A 19,186-nucleotide genomic window follows, 5' to 3' on the forward strand; every position below is an offset into this window, starting at 1 on the left:
AAAGGTTGTGAGCCAAACAATGACGTTGGCAGTGATGTTATCAATGTGGATGATGTCGCACCCGCCGGACAAACAATAAAGAGGTCATGATGAGTACTGAAATTAAAACTCAGGTCGTGGTACTTGGGGCGGGCCCTGCAGGTTACTCTGCGGCTTTCCGTTGCGCGGATTTAGGTCTAGAAACCATCATCGTTGAACGTTACTCCACCTTAGGTGGCGTATGTTTAAACGTCGGTTGTATCCCTTCTAAGGCTTTGCTGCACGTCGCTAAAGTGATTGAAGAAGCCAAAGCCTTAGCAGAGCACGGCATCGTTTTCGGTGAGCCGAAAACTGACATCGATAAAGTTCGTGTCTGGAAAGAAAAAGTTATCACTCAGCTGACCGGCGGTCTGGCTGGGATGGCAAAAGGCCGTAAAGTGAAAGTGGTTAACGGTCTGGGCAAATTCACCGGTGCTAACACACTGGAAGTTGAAGGCGAAAACGGCACGACCGTGATTAACTTCGACAACGCGATTATCGCTGCGGGCTCTCGTCCAATTCAGCTGCCGTTCATTCCACATGAAGATCCACGCGTTTGGGATTCAACCGATGCGCTGGCGTTGAAATCTGTCCCAGAACGTCTGCTGGTGATGGGCGGTGGTATTATCGGTCTGGAAATGGGTACCGTTTACCACGCGCTGGGTTCTCAGATTGACGTTGTTGAAATGTTTGATCAGGTCATCCCTGCCGCTGACAAAGACGTGGTGAAAGTGTTCACCAAGCGTATCAGCAAACAATTTAACCTGATGCTGGAAACCAAAGTGACCGCGGTAGAAGCCAAAGAAGATGGTATCTACGTCACGATGGAAGGCAAAAAAGCGCCAGCAGAACCACAGCGTTACGACGCGGTTCTGGTTGCTATCGGTCGTGTACCAAACGGTAAACAGCTGGAAGCGGGCAAAGCGGGTGTGGAAGTTGACGAACGTGGCTTTATCCACGTCGACAAACAGCTGCGTACCAACGTACCGCACATCTTTGCTATCGGCGATATCGTCGGTCAGCCAATGCTGGCACACAAAGGTGTTCACGAAGGTCACGTTGCCGCTGAAGTTATCGCGGGCATGAAGCACTACTTCGATCCTAAGGTAATTCCTTCGATTGCTTATACCGAGCCGGAAGTTGCCTGGGTTGGTCTGACCGAGAAAGAAGCGAAAGAAAAAGGCATCAGCTACGAAACATCCACCTTCCCGTGGGCTGCTTCAGGCCGTGCTATCGCTTCCGATTGTGCAGACGGCATGACCAAACTGATCTTCGACAAAGAAACTCACCGTATCATCGGTGGTGCGATTGTCGGTACTAACGGCGGCGAGCTGTTAGGTGAAATCGGTCTGGCCATTGAGATGGGTTGTGACGCTGAAGATATCGCGCTGACTATCCATGCTCACCCAACGCTGCATGAATCCGTTGGTTTAGCCGCAGAGATCTACGAAGGTAGCATCACTGACCTGCCGAACCCGAAAGCGAAGAAAAAATAATTTTTTAGCGGACTACGCTAAAATGTAAAACGGCTCCCTCGGGAGCCGTTTTTTTATGCCATTTTCAGCTGCTACTCACGCTGCTAATCGTCTTTAAATCCAATAAAAAAGGCGATGGTAAACAGCAATACCCCAATCAACAGCGCAAACAAAAAGAAATTCATTCCCCAAATCATGGGGCCATTGTCGAGGTCTGTGCGGGCGAGATCGTTTCCGTTGAGTACCAGATACTGTGACTGGGTCGTGTCGATCAGGAAAAACAGCGCACCGACGGCCAATAAAACGGAGGCAATCTGTAGCACTGTAAGATAAAAACTTTTCGACTTCCTTTTAAGTATCATTTCGCATCCTGCATCTACTCGTGGTGATAGTGGATCATAGCGAAAAAAACCGCGCTTAGATCCTAGAACAGATCAAGATTTATCAGTTTTCGACATTTAATACTGTTACAGAACGATACCAATTTGCATTATGCGCTATTTATGTTGCTTTTATGTGAACAGTTTAACAACCGAGTTAAATCCTGATATGCTGGATGGGCATAACCGGGTACTCTACTCATGAAGACCTTGTAACTTGAAAGGTTTTATCTCCGTCATACTTCAAGCTGCTTATGCGTTGGCTGCACCCGCTCACCCTAGTCACTTACTTGAGTAAGTTCCTAGGGACTCACAGGTTTGCCGCCTTCAATCAGCTTGAATTATTTTGGGGGTACTTTCAGAGCGTGGGACAACGCTCTAAAGACATCTTACTTACCCGTAACCCGGTGGTGGGTGTGTTCCGTAGTAGGTTTTTACACCGTCTCGAGAACGTACTACGAAACACACCCTCTGCACACATAATGACTCCAACAATGAGAGCGAGGATAAAGTCGTGCTAAAAGAATATCGCGAGCACGTCGCTGAACGTGCGGCAGAAGGCGTGGTTCCTAAACCACTGGATGCGACGCAAATGGCTGGGTTGGTTGAGTTACTGAAATCGCCGCCCGCTGGTGAAGAAGAATTTCTGTTAGATCTGCTGATCAATCGTGTGCCACCGGGTGTTGATGAAGCTGCTTACGTTAAAGCGGGTTTTTTAGCCGCTGTTGCTAAAGGCGAAACGACCTCTCCTCTGGTTTCTCAAGAAAAAGCCGTTGAACTGCTCGGTACCATGCAGGGCGGTTACAATATCCATCCCCTGATTGATGCCCTCGATGATGCCAAACTGGCACCAATCGCTGCGAAAGCGCTGTCTCATACGCTTCTTATGTTTGATAACTTCTACGATGTGGAAGAGAAAGCTAAAGCAGGCAACAAACATGCGCAGCAGGTTTTACAATCGTGGGCTGATGCTGAATGGTACTTATCTCGTCCAGAGCTGGCCGAGAAAATCACCGTCACCGTGTTTAAAGTGACCGGTGAAACCAACACCGACGATCTGTCTCCTGCGCCTGATGCGTGGTCACGTCCTGATATTCCTCTGCACGCATTAGCGATGCTGAAAAACGAACGCGACGGCATTGTTCCCGATCAGCCGGGTAGCGTGGGTCCGATCAAGCAAATTGAGTTACTGAACAAAAAAGGTTTCCCGCTGGCCTATGTTGGCGACGTGGTCGGAACCGGTTCTTCGCGTAAGTCAGCGACTAACTCCGTGCTGTGGTTTATGGGCGACGATATTCCTCATGTGCCAAACAAGCGCGGCGGTGGTGTGGTTCTCGGCGGTAAAATTGCACCGATCTTCTTCAACACAATGGAAGATGCGGGCGCATTACCGATCGAAGTTGACGTTTCTAAGCTGAATATGGGCGATGTGATTGATATCTACCCGTACAAAGGCGAAGTGCGCAATCACGAAACGAATGAACTGCTGGAAAAATTCGAGCTGAAAACCGAAGTGCTTCTGGATGAAGTGCGTGCCGGTGGCCGTATTCCGCTGATCATCGGCCGTGGTTTAACCACTAAAGCGCGCGAAGCACTGAATCTGCCACACAGCGAAGTATTCCGTATCGCTAAACCAGTCGCTGCGAGTAACAAAGGTTTCTCTCTGGCACAGAAAATGGTCGGACGTGCCTGTGGCACTAAAGGCATTCGTCCGGGGCAGTACTGTGAGCCTAAGATGACGTCCGTCGGTTCGCAGGATACCACGGGGCCAATGACGCGCGATGAGCTGAAAGATTTGGCTTGTCTGGGCTTCTCGGCTGATTTAGTGATGCAGTCGTTCTGTCATACCGCGGCTTATCCTAAGCCGGTAGACGTGACCACGCACCATACGCTGCCTGATTTCATCATGAACCGTGGTGGTGTTTCATTGCGTCCGGGCGATGGCATTATTCACTCATGGCTGAACCGTATGCTGCTGCCTGATACCGTTGGTACCGGCGGTGACTCCCATACACGTTTCCCTATCGGGATCTCTTTCCCTGCGGGTTCTGGTTTGGTTGCGTTTGCTGCAGCAACCGGCGTGATGCCGTTGGATATGCCTGAATCTGTGCTGGTACGCTTCAAAGGTAAAATGCAGCCGGGTATTACCCTGCGCGATTTGGTTCACGCCATTCCTTACTACGCAATTCAGCAGGGTCTACTGACGGTTGAGAAGAAAGGTAAGAAAAATATCTTCTCTGGCCGCATTCTGGAAATTGAAGGTTTGCCAGAGCTGAAAGTTGAGCAGGCGTTTGAGCTGGCGGATGCTTCCGCTGAGCGTTCTGCGGCGGGTTGTACGATCAAACTCGATAAAGCGCCGATTACGGAATACCTGAGCTCCAACATCGTTCTGTTGAAGTGGATGATCGCGGAAGGCTACGGCGATCGTCGTACCATCGAGCGCCGTATTCAGGGCATGGAAAAATGGCTGGCCGATCCGCAGCTGCTGGAAGGCGATGCGGATGCAGAATATGCGGCAGTGATCGACATCGATCTAGCCGAGATCAAACAGCCAATTCTGTGCGCGCCAAACGATCCAGACGATGCGCGTTTGCTGTCTGACGTTGCCGGTGAGAAGATCGATGAGGTCTTTATCGGTTCGTGTATGACCAACATTGGTCACTTCCGTGCTGCTGGTAAGCTGCTGGATGGGCATAAAGGCCAACTGCCAACGCGTCTGTGGGTTGCACCGCCAACTAAGATGGATGCGGCTCAACTGACCGAAGAGGGCTACTACAGTATCTTTGGTAAGAGTGGCGCACGCGTTGAGATCCCTGGTTGTTCCCTGTGCATGGGTAACCAAGCGCGAGTGGCCGATGGTGCAACGGTGGTATCGACTTCAACACGTAACTTCCCGAACCGTTTAGGCACCGGAGCAAATGTGTATCTGGCTTCGGCTGAGCTGGCTGCGGTGGCTTCACTGCTAGGCCGCTTGCCAAACCCAGAAGAGTACCAGCAGTATATGGAACAGGTAGATAAAACCGCGGTAGACACCTACCGTTACCTGAACTTTGACAAGCTGGAACAGTACACTGAGAAAGCTGACGGTGTGATTTTCCAGACCGCGGTTTAGTTTTCAGCGGTGACTGAATATCGAGGAGGCTTCGGCCTCCTTTTTTTATCGACTTTTCCCCCGCTCAGGCCATAAGCAAGTTTTCACTTCCCATACGTAAACTGACAGATAAATCCGTAATCTGCATGTAATAACATCAATAAATTGCGCCTATGGGGTGTGTTATGAAAAACAGTTGGATGCAGCAGATTCAATCTATGCTCGGTGATAAAACCAAGTCGCTCGGTGGGTCTGAAGGGTTTGGTAAATTACTGGCTCCGGCCGCGTTAGGTGGCTTGGTTGGCGTGCTGTTGGGTAATAAATCCACTCGTAAAATGGCGGGTAAGTTCGGTAAAAATGCGCTGATTATTGGTGGTTCTGCCGCGGTAGGTGCGGTGTTGTGGAATAAATATAAACAACGAGTCAAAGAAACGCATCAGGATGAGCCCCTGTTTGGCATGCGCACGTCACCGATTGATGCACGAACCAAGCGGCTGATTCAGGCTGTCGTGTTTGCGGCAAAAAGCGATGGGCATGTGGATGATGCTGAACGTCAGGCCATTGATAATAGCCTGCATGAGCTTGGTCTTGGCGCTGAAGCAGAGCATTGGGTGCAAGAGGCATTGGCACAGCCGTTAAATCCAGCGCTGCTAGCACAAGACATTAAGAATGAAGACGAGGCTCTTGAGGTCTATTACCTCAGCTGTGTGGTGATCGATATCGATCACTTTATGGAGCGTAGCTATCTGGATGCGTTGGCGCAGTCTCTGAAAATCCCCGCTGATGTGAAGCAAGGGATTGAGCACGATATCAGCGAGAAGAAACGCGAGCTCGCTTGACCCTAGACGCTATTTTTGTTGATATACCGCGCCGGTTTTCCAGTGAAAATTGTGCAGATAACGTAACGGAGGCCATGGCCTCCGTTTTATTTTTCCAGTTTGCGAGCCTCGACAGTGCAGCTACGCGATGGATGTTTACACTATAAGTAAGTCATCCCCAGAAAAAATAGGGGAAAGTCGCGGAGGGCTGAACGATGGATTATGAATTTCGCCATGATGTAACGGGGCAGGTTGTCGCCGTATTTTCGATGGGGCACGAGGTCGTTGGGCACTGGCTAAACGAGGAAGTTAAAGGCGATTTGGCTTTGCTGACTCAGGTGGAGCAGGCCGCGGCTGAAGTGAAAGGCAGCGAACGCCAGTGGCAGTTAACCGGGCATGAATACACGCTGTGGTTAGACGGTGAAGAAGTGATGGTTCGCGCTAATCAAATGGCGGTGGAAGGTGATGAAATGGAAGAGGGGATGAGCTACTACGATGAAGAAAGCCTCTCGTTCTGTGGCTTAGAAGATTTTTTACTGGCGCTAGAGAAATATCGCGCTTTTATCGTTTCGACCCGCTAGTTCAGTTGAGACGCTGAGTTTATCTTTCACTGATATATCAAACGGCAGATACGCTCTGCCGTTTGAGTGGCCGCTTTGGCGATAGCTTAGTTAGCGTAAGCGAGCAGGCTCAGAGAATCTCGGGCGAGATATTTGCATTTCGTTGCGGTTGGCATCGAAATTCGGCTGAGATCGTGATAGCTATCTTCACCCAACGCTTTCATTTTCTTCGTGTTGTAGTTGGATAAATCCCATCCGTTACGATTGGCAAAAAAGACGATCGCTTTTTTGATTTGCGCATTGGGTAAATCGTTATAACCACAGTCATTTTTTAGAAACACGAAGATAGCGGTGAGATCGGCTAAATCTTCGGATTGCATATCATCAAGAGCCTGGCTGGCAGAGGTAAAACTCAGCAAACCTAAAAGCAGAAGCACCAGCGAGGTTTTTTTCATAAACAGATGCACATTATGTAGTTGTAGTTTGACGGTATCATATTTCAGCCCTGTTTCTACAGTGTTTCTTGCTCATTTCATCAATCAATTTATGGAACCTACTTTCCATTTAATCAAGTGCTAGCTTGACTTTCCCCTTACTGGAAGGTCTACCCTAAAATGGCAATAGTTAACTGCAGCTAAACATTTCGTAGCTTCACGTATGAAGCTAAACACGTCTAAGTTTAACCGAGTCTACTCACTGACGCACAAGGGAATCTGACATGCTTCGCCGCGACTTTATCAAACTGACTGCCGTTCTGGGTGCATCCAGCGCCTTACCTTTCTGGAGCCGTGCTGCTTTTGCGGCCGATCATCCTGCATTACCGATCCCTGCACTACTCACGCCAGATGCCGCAGGAAAAATAGCGCTGAACGTCCAAACCGGTAGCATGAAATGGAAGGCGGGGATGCAAACCCCAACGTGGGGTATCAATGGCCCGCTGTTAGGGCCTGCCATGCGTTTGCAGCGAGGTAAGGACGTCGCGATTAATGTTACCAATGAGCTGCCAGAGGCAACCACCATGCATTGGCACGGCATGGAGATTCCGGGCACGTCTGACGGTGGCCCGCAGGCGGTGATTGAGCCAGGCAAAATGTGGACGGCTGAGTTTAAAGTGGATCAACCCGCAACAACCGCATGGTTCCACCCGCATACGCACGGTTTAACCGGACGTCAGGTGGCGATGGGGCTAGGCGGTCTGATTATTATTGATGATGAAGAAAGCACCAAGCTGCCATTGCCCAAAGAGTGGGGCGTTGATGATGTGCCGGTGATCCTGCAAGACAAGCGCCTTGATGCCAAAGGCCATATTGATTACCAGCTCGATATCATGACAGCGGCGGTAGGATGGTTTGGCGATATGATGCTGACCAACGGCACAGTCTACCCTCAGCACCTCGCGCCGCGTGGATGGCTGCGACTGCGGTTCCTCAACGGATGTAATGCGCGTTCATTAAATCTGGCAACTAGCGATGGACGCCCTTTATATGTGGTGGGCAGCGATGGCGGATTGCTGGGCGAGCCGGTTAAATTGACGGAACTGCCGATTCTGATGGGCGAGCGTTTCGAAGTTTTAGTGGATACTCGCGACGGTAAGGCGTTCGACATTATCACGTTGCCGGTCAAACAAATGGGGATGACGCTGCCACCGTTCGATCGCGCCCTGCCCGTTTTGCACATTCAGCCTACGCTAAAGAGCAATGAGGCAAAACTGCCAGATGCTTTAGTGAATATGCCTGCTGTTCCCGCCGCGGATAATGCGAAAACGCGCTGGTTACAGCTGATGATGGATCCTCAGCTCGACATGATGGGCATGCAAATGATGATGCAGCGCTATGGCATGGCGTCGATGGCAGGCATGGATATGAAAGGTCATGGCAATATGGCCGGTATGGATCACGGTCAGATGCAGGGGCAAATGACTCATGGTCAGATGGGCCATGGAAAAATGAATCATGGCGGCATGGAGCAGGGTGACCAAATGGCTCCGGGTTATGACTTCATGCACGGCAACAAAATCAACGGTATTGCGTTTGATATGGCCAAACCGATGTTTGATGTGAAACGTGGCACCTACGAGAAATGGACCATTTCCGGTGAAGGCGACATGATGCTGCATCCATTCCATATCCATGGCACGCAGTTCCGTATTCTTTCTGAAAACGGTAAACCGCCAGCGGCTCATCGCAGTGGCTGGAAAGATACGGTACGTGTTGAAGGATGGCGAAGCGAAGTTTTGGTGAAATTCGATCACGAAGCACCGAAAGAACGCGCATACATGGCGCACTGTCATCTGCTCGAGCATGAAGATACGGGCATGATGATGTCGTTTACGGTGAGCTGAGCTTATTAAGCGTAAAAATTTAACAGCCTCAAAGCATCACTAGACAACTGGTCTAATTTAATGACAATGGTTTGGTGAGAATAATAATGAGGACGGAATTGAAAATGAATGCTATCGAAGTGATCCAACAACGCCGTGCGACCAAGCAGTTTGATGCTGGTTATGTCATGACTTTAGAAGAAAAAAAGAGCTGCTGAATATTGCGCTGCAAAATGCGCCAAGTGCGTTTAACCTGCAACATTGGCGTCCATTGCTGATTGAAGACCGCGCCCAGCGTGAGAAAATTCGTGAAGCGGCATGGGGCCAAGCTCAGGTTACCGATGCGTCGATGCTGGTTGTGCTGTGCGGCGATCTCTCAAGTTGGGAGTCTCAGGTAAAAAACATTTGGGCAGAAGCCGCCGAGCCTGTACAGCAATATATGGTGCCTGCCGTGGATAGCTACTACCGTGGCAAAGCGCAGACCCAGCGCGACGAAATTATGCGCAGCGCGGGTATCTTTGCCCAAACGCTGATGCTGGCTGCTAAGGCGCATGGATATGACTCCTGCCCAATGGATGGTTTTGATTTCGACGCCGTGGGTAAAATTATCAATAAACCAGAACAGTATGAAATTTGCTTGATGATCGCGATCGGCAAAGGTGTGAGCCAGCCGTATCCTCGTATCGGCAAGTTGCCGTTTGAGCAAATTGTTAAAACCGACCGTTTTTAATTTCCCAGTAAAATTATTTATGTAGGTGATGAGTAGAGCGCTGCCCATGACGGCGCTCTATTACCTTGCTATACTCTGCGCCCTTAAACACTCCACTCCTCCTCTCATCATTAAATAGTGCCTATATGTATGCGGCAACTCGGTACGTTTTGGCGTTATGATGACGGGTTGGTAGAGATGAAAGAACGATTTACAGGACTCGGTCTAAAGGTATATAGCGATGAAACATACAGTTGAAGTAATGATCTCTGAACAGGAAGTGCGTCAGCGTATTGCTGAACTAGGCCGTCAGATTTCAGCAGACTACCGTGATAGCGGCAGCGAGATGGTTCTGGTTGGTTTGCTACGTGGTTCCTTTATGTTTATGGCTGATCTTTGCCGCCAGATTGATGTTCCGCATGAAGTCGATTTCATGACCGCGTCTAGCTATGGCAACGGCATGAATAGCACCCGTGACGTTAAAATCCTGAAAGATTTGGATGAAGATATTCGCGGAAAAGACGTATTGATCGTTGAGGATATTATTGACTCCGGCAATACCCTGAGCAAAGTACGTGAATTATTTGCTCTGCGTGGCCCTAAATCTTTGGCTATTTGTACCTTGTTAGATAAACCAAGCCGCCGCGAAGTTGATGTGCCGGTTGAGTATGTCGGTTTTGCTATTCCTGACGAATTTGTGGTCGGTTTCGGCATTGACTATGCTCAGCGCTATCGTCATTTGCCTTATATCGGCAAGGTTGTCATGTTAGACGAATAAGTTAGTTTGTTGATACAAAAAACGCCGTCATTTTTGACGGCGTTTTTGTTTAGGCTATTTAATAATAGTTAATGGTAAGAAGCTTTAAATTCTTCTCTTCATCCACTGGCTCAATTTGAGTCCAGCCAAGATTCTCAGGTAAAAATACCTTTCCATTCGCTTCATTAATTGTCGTGGTCTGCCTGAACGCTTTTCCATTTCGGTAACAGCTTGCCTGAAACGATGACTGTATTTGGCTGATATGACAATCACTATCAACCACGCTGCCGGTAAAATGGATGATCCCATCAGCTGCGCGGGTATGGGCCGAGAACATTAACGTAACAACGGTGGTTAAAAAAAGAAATGAACGATATAGGCTCATCATTACCTCAAATAGCGGTTATTGAGTATTTAGCCTTCCATTGCTAGGTGCGTTAATTTATTTATTAACTAAATAACAAAACTAAAAGCATAAGTGTGTTTGCACTATTATCCACATCCTATGGATGTTGTTTTTTTGTTGCATTGTGGATGCGTAATTTAGCAATAATAAATATTAATTAAAAGTGATTTAAGATTAAATTACGATACAAAGGAAAGCGCTGTGCTTATATTTATTTGTATTGATTGGTAGGGTGAATGTTTTATTTTTTATTGGCAGTTTGTTTTTATGATTTAATTTAATCGTTAATTTTCTATAAAACATTCTTAAATTATCAATTTTAAGAAAAGGTGTTATTACTAATCTCTGTTACAGCAATTTCTATTAATGCGGATATCGAGTTATCCCTTGAAGAGGAAGCGAACATGGAATCAGAATGGTTTACGGCGAAACAACTCACCGAAATAGCGCCTTTGCCCACCACACCGCAGGGGTTGCATTCTCATGCCAGAAAATCGGAATGGGTAAGGCGTATGCGCGATGGAAAAACGATTGAATACCATATCGATAGCCTGCCAGAAGAGGTTAAAGAGGTGCTGCATTTGCATCAGCTAAACGAAACGAGAGCGTACTATCGGCTTCAACCGAATGACGAAAGCACTGGGGCAAAGCTATGGGACGATGTGTGTGAAAAAATACCGTTGCTGCAACGTAAAAAACTCGTTGAGCTGGCGTTATTAGAAGGTGTTAATGCGGTGTTTTTTCGATTGGCGTCGTCATTAACGTTACGTTAGAGATGTCGGCGAGGTCTACTGGAAAGGAAACACAACCGCTGTTATCACTTAAGGACGTCAGCGGTTGTGTGGTCACGCGGGTGTCTAATTAGCCTTGTTGCAGCAGGGTAGACATGGCGTTGCGATAACGCAGTTCGAGAGTTTCACGGCTCGTAGTGGTGATATCCAGATCGCGTAGGCGGCCATCTTTCAGACCATAAACCCATCCGTGGATCATCACTTTTTGTCCACGTTTCCATGCTGATTGCATGATGGTGGAATGGCCGAGGTTATAGACCTGCTCAACCACGTTCAGTTCGCACAGGGTATCCAAGCGTTTTTCTGGTGGGAGTTCGCCCAGCAGCGAGCTGTGTTTGTACCACAGGTCGCGAATGTGCAGCAGCCAGTTATTGATCAGCCCAAGCTCAGGATTTTCGACCGCAGCCTCTATCCCACCGCAGCCCAAGTGGCCACAGATAATAATATGCTCAACCTGTAATACGTCGACGGCATATTGAACAACCGACAGGCAATTCAAATCGGTATGGATAACGAGGTTGGCAACGTTACGGTGAACGAAGAGTTCGCCAGCTTCCAGCCCTGTTAACTGTTCAGCCGGTACACGGCTGTCAGAACAACCAATCCATAGAAAGCGCGGACGCTGTGATTGAGCAAGACGGCCAAAAAATTCTGGGTCTTCCTGGCTCACGGTATCCGACCATGCATGGTTATTCGCAATAAGTTTTTCGATTTCTTTCATTGAGGTTAATCGTCTGTAACATGCGGTTTGCGATGGTTAATATAGGCTAATCGTCACAGTTTTGAAATCGGAACAGTGTCTTCAGTAAAAAATGGCATAGAAAATAACGGCGTTATTCCCTGAAAAAATTACCATCCGTTAACATTAAGTTATGCAAATGTTCCTCAAAAAGCATCTTAGCATCAGGTGCCTATATGCCGTAAATACGGTAGCTAATACTGTTATGGCTATGTAAAATAGGCACTCTTCGGTCAACGTTCACATCCCGATTATTGACGGTTTCCACTGATTACTGTTTTGGAACCGTTCTAAAAAAAGCCTGATAGCTCAGGCGCAAAGGTACGCTAATCATAATGACAAACGCACTGGAACTTTCCCAGCTCACCAAAACGTATGCGGGTGGCGTGCAGGCGCTGCGCGGTATTGATTTACAGGTTGAGGCTGGCGATTTCTATGCCCTGCTTGGGCCAAATGGCGCAGGGAAATCGACCACCATCGGCATTATTAGCTCCTTGGTGAATAAATCCTCCGGTAAGGTCAACGTGTTCGGTTATGACATCGACCGTGACATCGTTAATGCTAAACGCCAGTTGGGTTTGGTGCCGCAGGAGTTCAACTTCAACCCGTTTGAAACGGTGATGCAGATCGTGGTGCATCAGGCGGGTTACTACGGCGTCACGCATTCAGATGCCTTGATTCGTGCGGAGAAATACCTCAAGCAGCTGGATCTCTGGGGAAAACGCGACGAACGTGCGCGCATGCTTTCCGGCGGTATGAAACGTCGTTTGATGATTGCCCGTGCGCTGATGCATGAGCCAAAACTGTTGATTCTTGATGAGCCAACCGCGGGCGTCGATATCGAACTGCGTCGCTCAATGTGGGGATTCTTGAAAGAGCTCAACGCTCAGGGAACCACCATTATTCTGACCACGCACTATCTGGAAGAAGCGGAGATGCTGTGCCGCAACATCGGCATTATTCAGAACGGTGAGCTGGTCGAAAACACCTCGATGAAAGAGCTGCTTTCAAAGTTGAAATCTGAAACCTTCATTTTGGATTTGGCGGCGAAAAGTCCATTGCCGAAGCTTGACGGTTATAAGCACCACCTGCGTGATACCTCAACGCTGGAGGTTGAAGTGCTGCGTGAGCAAGGTTTGAATGGCGTATTCAGCCAGCTAAGCGCGCAGGGAATTCAGGTGTTGAGCATGCGTAACAAAGCCAACCGTTTGGAAGAGCTGTTCGTGACCTTAGTCCACGACCATGATGAAAAACCGCGTGTGAATACGGAGAAAAAGGCATGAACGCACTCTATTGGGTCGCGCTGAAAAGTATCTGGACCAAAGAAGTTCATCGTTTTGCCCGAATTTGGATCCAAACGTTGGTGCCACCGGTCATTACCATGACGCTGTACTTCATCATTTTTGGCAATCTGATTGGCTCTCGCATCGGCGAAATGCATGGTTTTGATTACATGCAGTTTATCGTGCCGGGCCTTATCATGATGTCGGTGATCACTAACTCCTATGCCAACGTGGCGTCGTCGTTTTTCAGCGCGAAATTTCAGCGCAACATTGAAGAGCTTCTGGTTGCGCCGGTGCCAACGCATGTGATCATCGCTGGCTTTGTCGGCGGTGGCGTGGCGCGTGGCGTCTGCGTAGGAATTCTGGTGACGCTGGTATCATTATTCTTCGTGCCATTCCATGTTCACAGTTGGGGCATTGTGGCGGCAACGCTGCTGTGTACCGCGATTCTGTTCTCGTTGGGCGGATTGTTGAACGCCGTATTTGCCAAAACCTTTGACGATATCAGCCTGGTGCCAACCTTTGTGCTGACGCCATTGACCTATCTGGGCGGCGTATTTTATTCGCTGACCCTGCTGCCTCCTTTCTGGCAGGCGGTATCCAAGCTGAACCCTATCGTCTACATGATCAGCGGCTTCCGCTTTGGGTTCTTAGGCATTAACGATGTGCCGCTTATCTTTACCTTCGTGGTTCTGCTGGCGTTTATCGTGGTGTTCTATCTGCCGGCGTGGTATCTCATTGAACGTGGGCGCGGTCTGCGTTCCTAATCGCCTCAAGCCTCCGTGAAGACGGGGGCTTTTTTGTTTTAAATAGCACCATTTCTGCCTTATCTCACACTCCTGCATCGCCATTGATTATGTTTGCTGCGGCGAACGCCATTTCCTGATAAACCCTAATACTTGTGAGACTAATCTGAATGCTTGCTCCTAAACGCCAGCAGCAGATTTTACTATTTATCATGGCGACGAACGGCAGGATGCCGTATCAAGCAGCAAGGGGAGAACGCGCATGTTAGGGATTGTCTTAGCAGGACATACTGGCTTTGCCAGTGGCACGCTAAAATCACTCAAGCATTTGCTGGGGGCGCTGCCAGAGCAATGTATCAGCGTGGAATACACTGATTGGCTGAGCACCAATATGCTCAGCCGGATGATGTGCGATGCGTTACACGCCGCCGACAGCGGTGATGGCGTGGTGTTTATTACCGATATTTTAGGCGCGGCGCCGTTTCGTAGCGCCGCGTTGATGAGCCATAAGCACTCTAAATGCGAAGTGGTGGTGGGAATCAGCTTAGGTGCCATGATTCAACTGTTCCCTCAGCGTGGGGGGCTCACTGCTTCTGAGTTTCGCGACCGAGCATTAGAGTTAACGCGTGGGCAAGCGACCAGCTTGTGGCACGAGCAAAATCGCCACCCAACGTTGATGATGCGGAGTTCGGAGGCCTGTAACGTCGAGAATTAGCGGTCAAAAGTGTCGGCGTAGAGGCATCAATGCAAACGGATGACGATTTCTTCAACGTGAAGCACAGAATATCTCTATAATGCGCCCTGACGCTTTTTGCGAACTAAAATCGAGAGGATGTACCCGGTAATGATGAATAATGATGTTTTACGCAGCGTTCGCTACATGCTGAATCTGAATAACGAGAAAATGATCAGCATCTTAGCTCTGGCCGACACCAAGGTGACGCTGGAAGAAATGGCGAGCTTCGTAACCAAAGAAGGTGAAGAAGGCTTTAAGGTTTGTCCTGACGTCGTGATGGGCTATTTCCTGAATGGTCTGATCTTCTTCAAACGTGGCAAAGACGAAAAATATCCTGCGCCAAAAGTTGAACGTCGTATCACCAACAACATTATTCTGAAAAAACTGCGCGTGGCATTTGAGCTGAAATCCGTGGATATTATTGAGATCTTAAAGTCTCAAGATTTCGCGATTACTGAATCCGAACTGAGCGCGATTTTCCGCGCCGACGGTCACAAACACTACCGTGAATGTGGCGATCAACTGCTGCGTTACTTCCTGAAAGGCTTAGCTGCGCGCGTGCGTAAAGGCTAATTCTCACAGCGTTAAAAAACCGCTCACGGTTCTGCCGTTGCAGCGGTTTTTTTATCCCCCGCGTTAACACCCCGTTTGTACTTCAATATTGCCTGCCCATAAATTACGTTCTTAGTAGTGAAACTCAGCCAGTAAAATAGGTGCGAATTAATCGCTAACTTTTCGAAATGTGATCATCATCACTTCACTAAATATAATCTTAAGTCTTCGCTTCAAAAGGGCCTGCTTTCGTTTCTCAATGAGTATTTTTTTCTGTGAGAAGCGCCAGATAGCTATTCAACTCACAAATTTCCCTCTTCGTTGTTTCGTTGTTTGTCTTTCACTGTATTTTACATCGAAAGGTTTTTTGGCCTATTTTGCCCAAAAAGTAGGCTGTAACCGCGATCACAATTTCACTTCACTGCCTTTGCTGTAATGCATTCGAAAGAGAGCGAAAGCTTCTTGACTTAAACACCACACTCCAAGGAGTCATGGATATGACGTTAGATACCGTAAAACGCCGCGAACAGATTATTGACCTGTTGTGCCACGAGGGCAGCGTGCGCGTTGAACCTCTCAGCGCGCGCTTTGGGGTGTCAAGCGTCACCATCCGTAACGACCTGCGTTATCTGGAACAAAAAGGCTGTGCGCTGCGCTCTTACGGCGGCGCCATGCTTAATCAGCAATTCGCGTTTGATCGGCCTTTGCAAGATAAAGGGCGCATGAACCGCGACGTTAAATCGCGTATCGCTGCTAAAGCGGCAGAGTACGTGAAAGACGGCGATACGCTGATTTTAGATTCTGGATCGACCACCACGCAGATTACGCCGCACCTCAAGGGGCGACGCGATCTGGTGGTCATGACTAACGCGTTGAACATTGCCTATGAACTGGCGGGGTTTGAACGGATTGAAGTGATGGTGCTGGGTGGAAGCGTTCGTCAGAACTCCTATTCGCTCTACGGTCCGGCTGCAGAACAGCAATTGCGTCAACATCGCTTTGATACCTTATTTCTTGGCGTCGATGGGTTTGACCTGGAAGCAGGAATAACCACGCCACATACCGGCGAAGCTCACCTCAATCGCGTGATGTGCGAGGTGGCACATGAAATTATCGCCGTGGTGGACTCCAGCAAATTTGGTCGCAAAAGCTTCTGCATGATCCGTGAGGCCGGTCAGATCCACCGGCTGATCACAGATAGCCGGATCCCCGACAACTACAAGCGGGCATTAACAGAACTCGGCGTAGAAGTGATTATTGCCGACGACTGATCGACATCCTTGATCGATTAAATATGCCTGCATGGAGACATCATGCAGCCTTTATTACAGCTTATCCGTCGCCATAAATCGGGCGAGGCGGTGGGGATCTATTCGGTCTGTTCCGCGCATCCGTGGGTATTAGAAAGTGCTTTACTGCTGGCGAAAGCCCGCCACAGCGCGGTCTTGATTGAAGCAACCTCAAATCAGGTTAACCAGTTTGGTGGCTATACAGGTATGACTCCCGCGCAGTTCCGTGATGCGGTTTGGGCACAGGCCGACCGCGTTGGGTTATCACGCGAACGGGTATGGTTAGGCGGCGATCATCTCGGGCCCAATGCTTGGCAGGATCGCCGCGCTGATGAAGCCATGCAGCTCGCGGAAACGCTGATCCACGATTACGTCAGCGCCGGTTTTCGCAAGATCCATCTTGATTGTTCCATGTCATGCCTCGGCGATCCCGCTCCTTTGGGGGATATGGAAGTTGCTGCGCGTGCGGCTCGTCTTTGTGCGGTGGCAGAGAACGCGTGGCAGCAGGTGGGCGGTGAACGTCCGGTGTATGTGATTGGCACCGAAGTTCCGGTTCCCGGCGGTGCTCAAGAAGATATGGACGGTATGCTGGTCACCACGCCACAGGCCGCGGCGGCGACGCTGGATATTCATCAAAAGGCATGGCACAAGGCTGGGCTGGACAGCGTATGGGAAAGAGTGATTGCGCTAGTCGTACAGCCGGGCGTTGAGTTTGACCACCACAGCGTGGTGCATTATCAGCCGGAAAAAGCACAGGCGCTGAGCCAGTTTATCGAAAGCCAGCCGCATATGATTTATGAAGCCCATTCCACCGACTACCAAACGCCGCACGCCTATCGCGAGCTGGTGCGCGATCACTTTGCGATCTTAAAAGTCGGTCCAGCCTTAACCTTTGCGCTGCGTGAAGCCCTGTTTGCTCTCGATCGTATCGATCGTGAATGGAACGGTGAGCTTAAAGCAGCACATCTACGCGACACGCTGGAGCAGGTGATGCGCGAACAGCCGCAGCAGTGGAATCGCTATTACCACGGTTCGCCACACCAACAATTTATCGATCGCCAGTACAGCCTCAGCGATCGCGTTCGCTATTACTGGCCTCATCCTCAGGTACAGCAGGCCGTTGATTTACTGATGAGTAATCTGCGCAGCCATCCGGTGCCGATGGCGCTGCTCAGCCAGTATCTCCCCGAGCAGGCACAGGCGTTGAACGCCGGAACGCTAGATAAAGATCCACAGCAGTGGGTTCTAGACAAAATACAGCGGGTGCTTTTGAGCTACGCCGAAGCCTGTGAACCCAAGGCTGAAACTATCCAATCTCAGGCGCAAGGAGCCTTAGCATGAGTGAGCTGTTTTCCTATTCTGAAGCATGGCTGCATGAGCACCATGCGCTTCATACCGCGCGTGAAATCGACCAGCAGCCACGCCTGTGGCAACAGCTACACGATGAGTTGAGCGAGAGTCAGGGATATTGGAAGCCATTTTTGCAGCCGCTATTGGCCGATCCTACTCTGCAAATTGTGTTGTGCGGCGCGGGTTCGTCGGCGTTTGTTGGGCGAGCGCTGGCTCCTTGGCTGCGTGAGCAATGTGGTTTGGACGTAGTGGCCTATGGTACGACCGATATTGTGCCTTCGCCGCTGCAATATCTCGACCCTGAACGCCCTACGTTGCTGGTGTCCTACGGACGCTCAGGCAATAGCCCTGAAAGCGTTGCGGCCGTGCGCTTAGCCGATCAGATATTGCCGCATTGCCACCATTTAATGCTGACCTGTAACCCTGATGGAGCACTGGCACGCTACGCAGAAGGGCGACGCAATGTCTGCTCGCTGATCATGCCTCAGGGGTCACACGATCAAAGTTTTGCCATGACCTCCAGCTTTAGCTGCATGACGCTGGCCACCGTGCTGCTGCTAGGGCCGTTAACGCTGGCGCAGAGCGCACCGTCGTTACAACAGATGACTGCGTTGTGTAGCCGTGAACAACAGCATTGGCAACAGCAGGTAAAAGCGCTGGCGAACAGCGGATTCAAGCGCGCGATGGTATTAGGCGGGCGCTGTTTTACCGGTATTGCCGAGGAAGCCGCGCTGAAGATGCTTGAGCTCACCGCAGGGCGGATTGCCACACGCTACGACTCGTCAATGGGCGTGCGCCATGGACCGAAATTCATGGTGGATGGCGACACGCTGGTGCTGCTGATGATGTCTTCCGAAGCTTATTGCCACCGCTACGATGCTGATTTACTGCGTGAACTACGCCATGACGATCTGGCCAAGCAGATCGTGGCGCTGAGCGGTACGCCGGGAGATTTCCATACCGTACTCGATAGCGATCTGGATGATATCTGGCTGCTATTTCCTTATCTGATGTATTTGCAGATGTTGGCGTTTGAAACGTCTTTGGCACTGGGCATGACGCCAGATAACCCGTGCCCGACAGGGGAAGTCAACCGTGTGGTGAAGGGGGTGGAAATCTATCCGTTTACCGCAGTTCGTTCCATCAACACTCATTTAGCAAAATAA

Annotated in this window: 18 protein-coding genes and 1 pseudogene; 15 read left to right on the plus strand and 4 right to left on the minus strand. The window is 49.6% G+C overall.

From position 1 onward, the window contains the following. Positions 1-89 precede the first annotated feature (89 nt). Positions 90-1,514, plus strand: coding sequence for a dihydrolipoyl dehydrogenase (lpdA, locus tag DSM2777_RS07365; protein ID WP_061553561.1), 1,425 nt, complete (start codon positions 90-92; stop codon positions 1,512-1,514). Between the two features lie 83 nt (positions 1,515-1,597). Here the strand turns inward: lpdA and DSM2777_RS07370 are convergent, their stop codons facing one another. Further along, positions 1,598-1,855: a hypothetical protein gene (locus DSM2777_RS07370; protein ID WP_046459039.1), complete on the minus strand. Its 258-nt coding sequence runs from the start codon at positions 1,853-1,855 to the stop codon at positions 1,598-1,600. Between the two features lie 532 nt (positions 1,856-2,387). Here DSM2777_RS07370 and acnB point away from each other — a divergent pair. The 3 genes from acnB to yacL all read left to right on the plus strand — a co-directional run bounded on the left by acnB (position 2,388) and on the right by yacL (position 6,363). After that, positions 2,388-4,985, plus strand: a complete 2,598-nt coding sequence (gene acnB, locus DSM2777_RS07375) for a bifunctional aconitate hydratase 2/2-methylisocitrate dehydratase (RefSeq protein ID WP_046459038.1) — start codon at positions 2,388-2,390, stop codon at positions 4,983-4,985. Positions 4,986-5,149: 164 nt separating this feature from the next. Further along, positions 5,150-5,803 carry a tellurite resistance TerB family protein gene (locus DSM2777_RS07380; RefSeq protein WP_061553562.1) on the plus strand — a complete coding sequence of 218 codons (654 nt, stop codon included), beginning with the start codon at positions 5,150-5,152 and terminating at the stop codon, positions 5,801-5,803. Between the two features lie 194 nt (positions 5,804-5,997). After that, entirely contained in the window at positions 5,998-6,363 is a 366-nt protein-coding gene (gene yacL / locus DSM2777_RS07385; RefSeq protein WP_025800332.1) for a protein YacL, read from the plus strand. Between the two features lie 86 nt (positions 6,364-6,449). On the opposite strand, the gene DSM2777_RS07390 is transcribed toward yacL, so the two are convergent. Further along, positions 6,450-6,797: a YacC family pilotin-like protein gene (locus DSM2777_RS07390; RefSeq protein WP_025800331.1), complete on the minus strand. Its 348-nt coding sequence runs from the start codon at positions 6,795-6,797 to the stop codon at positions 6,450-6,452. 263 nt (positions 6,798-7,060) lie between these two features. On the opposite strand from DSM2777_RS07390, the gene cueO reads away from it, so the two are divergent. From cueO to hpt, 3 genes and pseudogenes are all read left to right on the plus strand, one after another. After that, on the plus strand, positions 7,061-8,683 hold the full coding sequence (gene cueO, locus DSM2777_RS07395) for a multicopper oxidase CueO (protein WP_061553563.1): 1,623 nt from the start codon (positions 7,061-7,063) through the stop codon (positions 8,681-8,683). Positions 8,684-8,787: 104 nt separating this feature from the next. After that, positions 8,788-9,392: pseudogene (locus DSM2777_RS07400) on the plus strand (nitroreductase family protein). 220 nt (positions 9,393-9,612) lie between these two features. After that, positions 9,613-10,149, plus strand: coding sequence for a hypoxanthine phosphoribosyltransferase (gene hpt / locus DSM2777_RS07405; RefSeq protein WP_025800295.1), 537 nt, complete (start codon positions 9,613-9,615; stop codon positions 10,147-10,149). A gap of 58 nt (positions 10,150-10,207) precedes the next feature. On the opposite strand, the gene DSM2777_RS07410 is transcribed toward hpt, so the two are convergent. Next, complete coding sequence (locus DSM2777_RS07410; protein ID WP_061553564.1) at positions 10,208-10,516, minus strand: hypothetical protein; 309 nt, start codon at positions 10,514-10,516, stop codon at positions 10,208-10,210. Positions 10,517-10,938: 422 nt separating this feature from the next. Here DSM2777_RS07410 and DSM2777_RS07415 point away from each other — a divergent pair, with 422 nt between their 5' ends. Then, a complete protein-coding gene (locus DSM2777_RS07415) occupies positions 10,939-11,307 on the plus strand; it encodes a DNA-binding protein (RefSeq protein ID WP_061553565.1) in 369 nt (122 codons plus the stop codon). 88 nt (positions 11,308-11,395) lie between these two features. Here DSM2777_RS07415 and can read toward each other — a convergent pair whose 3' ends face one another. Beyond that, positions 11,396-12,046 (minus strand): carbonate dehydratase, encoded by a 651-nt coding sequence (gene can, locus DSM2777_RS07420; protein ID WP_025800292.1) that lies wholly within the window; start codon positions 12,044-12,046, stop codon positions 11,396-11,398. Positions 12,047-12,399: 353 nt separating this feature from the next. Here can and DSM2777_RS07425 point away from each other — a divergent pair, with 353 nt between their 5' ends. The 7 genes from DSM2777_RS07425 (at position 12,400) to DSM2777_RS07455 (ending at position 19,186) form a co-directional block, all read left to right on the plus strand. Beyond that, a complete protein-coding gene (locus DSM2777_RS07425) occupies positions 12,400-13,347 on the plus strand; it encodes an ABC transporter ATP-binding protein (RefSeq protein ID WP_061553566.1) in 948 nt (315 codons plus the stop codon). Continuing rightward, positions 13,344-14,114: an ABC transporter permease gene (locus DSM2777_RS07430; RefSeq protein ID WP_061553567.1), complete on the plus strand. Its 771-nt coding sequence runs from the start codon at positions 13,344-13,346 to the stop codon at positions 14,112-14,114. Before DSM2777_RS07425 ends, DSM2777_RS07430 begins: the two co-directional genes overlap by 4 nt. A 241-nt stretch (positions 14,115-14,355) precedes the next feature. After that, a complete protein-coding gene (locus DSM2777_RS07435) occupies positions 14,356-14,808 on the plus strand; it encodes a PTS sugar transporter subunit IIA (RefSeq protein ID WP_061553568.1) in 453 nt (150 codons plus the stop codon). A 129-nt stretch (positions 14,809-14,937) separates the two neighbouring features. Further along, entirely contained in the window at positions 14,938-15,402 is a 465-nt protein-coding gene (locus DSM2777_RS07440) for a YehS family protein (protein ID WP_025800288.1), read from the plus strand. Between the two features lie 476 nt (positions 15,403-15,878). Further along, the gene (gene agaR, locus DSM2777_RS07445; protein ID WP_043495353.1) at positions 15,879-16,652 is read left to right on the plus strand and encodes a transcriptional repressor AgaR; all 774 of its coding nucleotides are present in this window, start codon (positions 15,879-15,881) and stop codon (positions 16,650-16,652) included. A 42-nt stretch (positions 16,653-16,694) separates the two neighbouring features. Then, the gene (locus tag DSM2777_RS07450; RefSeq protein ID WP_061553569.1) at positions 16,695-18,011 is read left to right on the plus strand and encodes a D-tagatose-bisphosphate aldolase, class II, non-catalytic subunit; all 1,317 of its coding nucleotides are present in this window, start codon (positions 16,695-16,697) and stop codon (positions 18,009-18,011) included. After that, positions 18,008-19,186, plus strand: coding sequence for an SIS domain-containing protein (locus tag DSM2777_RS07455; protein ID WP_025800285.1), 1,179 nt, complete (start codon positions 18,008-18,010; stop codon positions 19,184-19,186). The genes DSM2777_RS07450 and DSM2777_RS07455 overlap by 4 nt, the downstream gene beginning before the upstream one ends.

The sequence above is a fragment of the Obesumbacterium proteus genome (assembly GCF_001586165.1).
Classification (GTDB): domain Bacteria; phylum Pseudomonadota; class Gammaproteobacteria; order Enterobacterales; family Enterobacteriaceae; genus Hafnia; species Hafnia protea.